This window comes from Hyphomonas sp. (genome assembly GCF_046313735.1).
In the GTDB taxonomy this organism is placed as follows: Bacteria; Pseudomonadota; Alphaproteobacteria; order Caulobacterales; family Hyphomonadaceae; genus Hyphomonas.
Genome location: NZ_JBKBXW010000065.1, coordinates 1 through 3,737, shown reverse-complemented (window position 1 = coordinate 3,737; position 3,737 = coordinate 1). Strand labels below are relative to the sequence as shown.

The 3,737-nt window shown below is 64.5% G+C and carries 3 protein-coding genes; all 3 read left to right on the top strand.

The annotated features are described in order from the left end of the window. Nucleotides 1-1,370, top strand: a 1,370-nt coding sequence (gene priA / locus ACK4SV_RS16160) for a primosomal protein N' (RefSeq protein ID WP_409918871.1), incomplete at its 5' end; no start/stop codon positions are given. 192 nt (nt 1,371-1,562) lie between these two features. Next, nucleotides 1,563-2,123, top strand: a complete 561-nt coding sequence (atpH, locus tag ACK4SV_RS16155) for an ATP synthase F1 subunit delta (protein WP_409918870.1) — start codon at nt 1,563-1,565, stop codon at nt 2,121-2,123. An 8-nt stretch (nt 2,124-2,131) separates the two neighbouring features. Then, nucleotides 2,132-3,667 (top strand): F0F1 ATP synthase subunit alpha, encoded by a 1,536-nt coding sequence (gene atpA / locus ACK4SV_RS16150; protein WP_409918869.1) that lies wholly within the window; start codon nt 2,132-2,134, stop codon nt 3,665-3,667. Nucleotides 3,668-3,737: the final 70 nt, after the last annotated feature.

The following is a 3,737-nucleotide window of genomic DNA, read 5'->3' as shown; positions in this document are numbered from 1 at the left end:
CCCCCTGGCATTCCGGCCTCAACCCCAAGGAACGCCGCCGCACCTGGCGCGAGGTGGTGCATGGCCGCGCACGCATCGTGATAGGGGCCCGCTCGGCGCTGTTCCTGCCATACAGGAAGCTCCGCCTGATCATCGTGGACGAGGAGCACGACACCAGTTTCAAGCAGGAAGACGGCGTCACCTATCATGCGCGTGACCTCGCCGTGATGCGGGCAAAGCTCGAGGGCGGCCAGGTCGTCCTCGCCTCGGCTACCCCGGCGCTCGAGACGGCGGTGAATGCCGAGACGGGGCGCTATACCCGCCTCAAGCTCGCCGCCCGGCCGGGCACGGCGCGCCTGCCGGAGGTCGAGCTGGTCGATCTGCGCAAATCATCGCCGGAAACCGGCAAATGGCTGTCGCCGTGGCTGGTGCGCGGCATTCAGGACACGCTGGCAGCGGGCGAACAGTCGCTGCTGTTCCTGAACCGGCGGGGTTATGCCCCGCTCGTCATCTGCAAGGCCTGCGGCGAACGGCTGAAATCGCCCGGCACCGAAAACTGGCTGACCGAGCACCGCTATACCGGCCGCCTCGTCTGCCATGTTACCGGCTATTCCATCGCAAAACCCGCCAAATGCCCGCATTGCGGCGCGGCTGATTCGCTGATGGGCGTCGGCCCCGGCGTGGAACGGGTGGCGGAGGAGGTCCGAGTGCTGGTGCCGGAAGCGCGGATCGAAATCTTTTCCTCCGACACCACCCAGGGCGGTGACGCCGTCCGCAGCGTCGTGGAGCGGATGCAGAATGGCGAGATCGACATCCTCATCGGCACCCAGATCGTCGCCAAGGGCCACAATTTCCCGAACCTGACCCTGGTCGGCGTGGTCGACGCTGATAGCGGCCTCAAGGGCGGCGATCTGCGCGCAGGCGAGCGCACCTACCAGCTGCTCAGCCAGGTGGCCGGCCGGGCAGGCCGGGCCGAGCGGCCAGGCCGGGCGCTGGTGCAGACCTGGGCGCCGGACAATCCGGCCATGCAGGCGCTCGCCGCCAATGACCGCGACGGTTTTCTGCAGATCGAGCGGGAAGTGCGCGAGGAACTCGGCCTGCCGCCCTTCGGGCGCCTCGCCGGGCTGATTCTGTCGGCGCCCTCGGCGGAGCTGGTCGATATAATTGCACAGGAGATCGCGGCCGCTGCGCCGAATGCCGAGGGGGTGGAGATATACGGGCCTGCGCCAGCGCCATTGTCCGTGATCCGGGGGCGCCACCGGCGGCGCTTCCTGGTCAAGAGCCCGCGCAATGTGGATCTTTCGGCTTATATGCATGCCTGGACGGCCCGGCTGAAACTGCCCGGTCCCGTCCGCCTGTCGATCGACATAGACCCTTATTCTTTCCTATGAGCCTCTGTAGGCGCGGAAGCGGCGTCCCTGCGGCCATATTGCCGCATGACGGGCGCGGGGCGGGCCTGTTGTCAGCGCAGTTTTCTGGTGATAAGCGCCGCACAGCCTTGAGGGGGTGCGCGTTTCGCGGGCACCCCTCAACTCATATGACGCGGCCATCCCGGCCCCCCAAAAGCGACGGATCTCAAGACCTTGCCAGCCTCGACTGTTATCCAGACCAGCGAAACGGCTCAGCGCTATGCCCGCGCGCTCTTCGAGCTGGCGCAGGACAAGGGCGATCTGGCTGCAATCCATAAGGATTTCAGCGGGTTCGCCGCGCTGGTTCGCGAGTCTGCGGACCTGCGCAAGCTGCTCAATTCGCCCGCCTTTACCCGCGACGTGAAAGTCGCCGCCCTCGGCGCGATTGCCGACAAAGCCGGCTACACGCCGCTGTTCGCCAAATTTCTCGGCGCCATCGCCACCAACGGCCGGTCGAAAGAGATTGTCGGCGCCGAAGCCGCGTTTGACCGCCTCTATGCAAAACAACGCGGCGTTCAGCGCGCTATCGTGCGCACCGCAAAAGACATGACCGGCGCCGAGAAGGCCCGGATCGAATCGCTGTTGGCTAGGCTGGTCGGCGGCGATGTTGAACTTACCAGCGAGGTAGATCCTTCGCTGATCGGTGGCATCCAGCTGCGTCTCGGCTCCAAGCTCGTGGACGCCAGCATTGCCCGTAAACTTGATCGCATGAACACCGCCATGAAGGGAGCATGAGAAGCTCGATGGATATTTCACCAGCAGAAATTTCGGGCATCCTGAAGTCTCAGATCGAGAATTTCGGTGTCGAAGCTGAAGTCTCGGATGTTGGCCAGGTGCTGTCCGTCGGTGACGGCATTGCCCGCGTCTACGGCCTCGACAGCGTCCAGGCCGGCGAGCTCGTCGAGTTCGACGGCGGCATCAAAGGCATGGCTCTGAACCTCGAAGCCGACAATGTCGGTGTCGTGATCTTCGGCGATGACCGGGGCATCAAGGAAGGTGACACCGTCAAACGCACCTCCGAGATCGTCGCGGCGCCTGTCGGCATGGGCCTGCTCGGCCGCGTGGTCGATCCGCTCGGCGAGCCGATCGACGGCAAGGGCCCTCTCCAGAACGTCGCCGCCCGCGCCCGCGTGGACGTGAAGGCCCCCGGCATCATCCCGCGCAAATCGGTGCATGAGCCGATGATGACGGGCATCAAGGCGATTGACGGCATGATCCCGGTCGGTCGCGGCCAGCGCGAGCTGATCATCGGCGACCGCCAGACCGGCAAGACCGCCATCTGTATCGACACGATCCTGAACCAGAAGCCGACCAACGACGCCGCCAAGTCCGACAAGGACAAGCTGTTCTGCGTCTATGTCGCCATCGGCCAGAAGCGTTCGACCGTGGCCCAGGTGGTCAAGGTGCTCGAAGAGCGCGGCGCGCTCGACTACACGATCGTCGTCTCTGCCACCGCGTCCGAGCCCGCCCCGCTGCAATATCTTGCCCCGTTCACGGGCTGCGCGATGGGCGAATGGTTCCGCGACAACGGCATGCACGCTCTGATCATCTATGATGACCTTTCCAAGCAGGCTGTCGCCTATCGCCAGATGTCGCTGCTGCTGCGCCGCCCGCCAGGCCGGGAAGCCTATCCGGGCGACGTGTTCTACCTCCACTCGCGCCTCCTGGAGCGCGCCGCGAAGCTGAACGACGAGAACGGCAATGGTTCGCTGACGGCTCTGCCGGTCATCGAAACCCAGGCCAACGATGTGTCGGCTTATATCCCGACCAACGTGATCTCGATCACCGATGGCCAGATCTTCCTCGAAACCGACCTGTTCAATTCGGGTGTCCGCCCGGCTGTGAACGTCGGCCTGTCGGTCTCGCGCGTCGGCTCCGCCGCCCAGACCAAGGCGATGAAGAAGGTTGCCGGCTCGATGAAAGGCGAACTCGCCCAGTACCGCGAGATGGCCGCCTTCGCGAAATTCGGCTCCGACCTCGACGCCGCCACCCAGCGCCTGCTGAACCGCGGCGCCCGTCTGACGGAACTCCTGAAACAGCCGCAATACTCGCCGCTGCTGATGGAAGAGCAGGTCGTGATCATTTACGCCGGTACGCGCGGCTATCTCGACAAGGTCGCCGTTAAGGACGTCGTCCGCTTCGAGAAAGACCTCCTGGCCCATCTGCGCGGCGCCAAGAAGGATCTCCTCGCCAAACTCCGCGAGAAAAAAGATCTGACCAGCGAGATCGAGGAAGAGCTGAAAAAGACGCTCGACGATTTCACGTCGAAGTTCGCCTGATCGCGCTCCCGAGGACGAAGGACACTAAAGGCCCGACATGCCCAGCCTGAAGGATCTCAAGAACCGGATC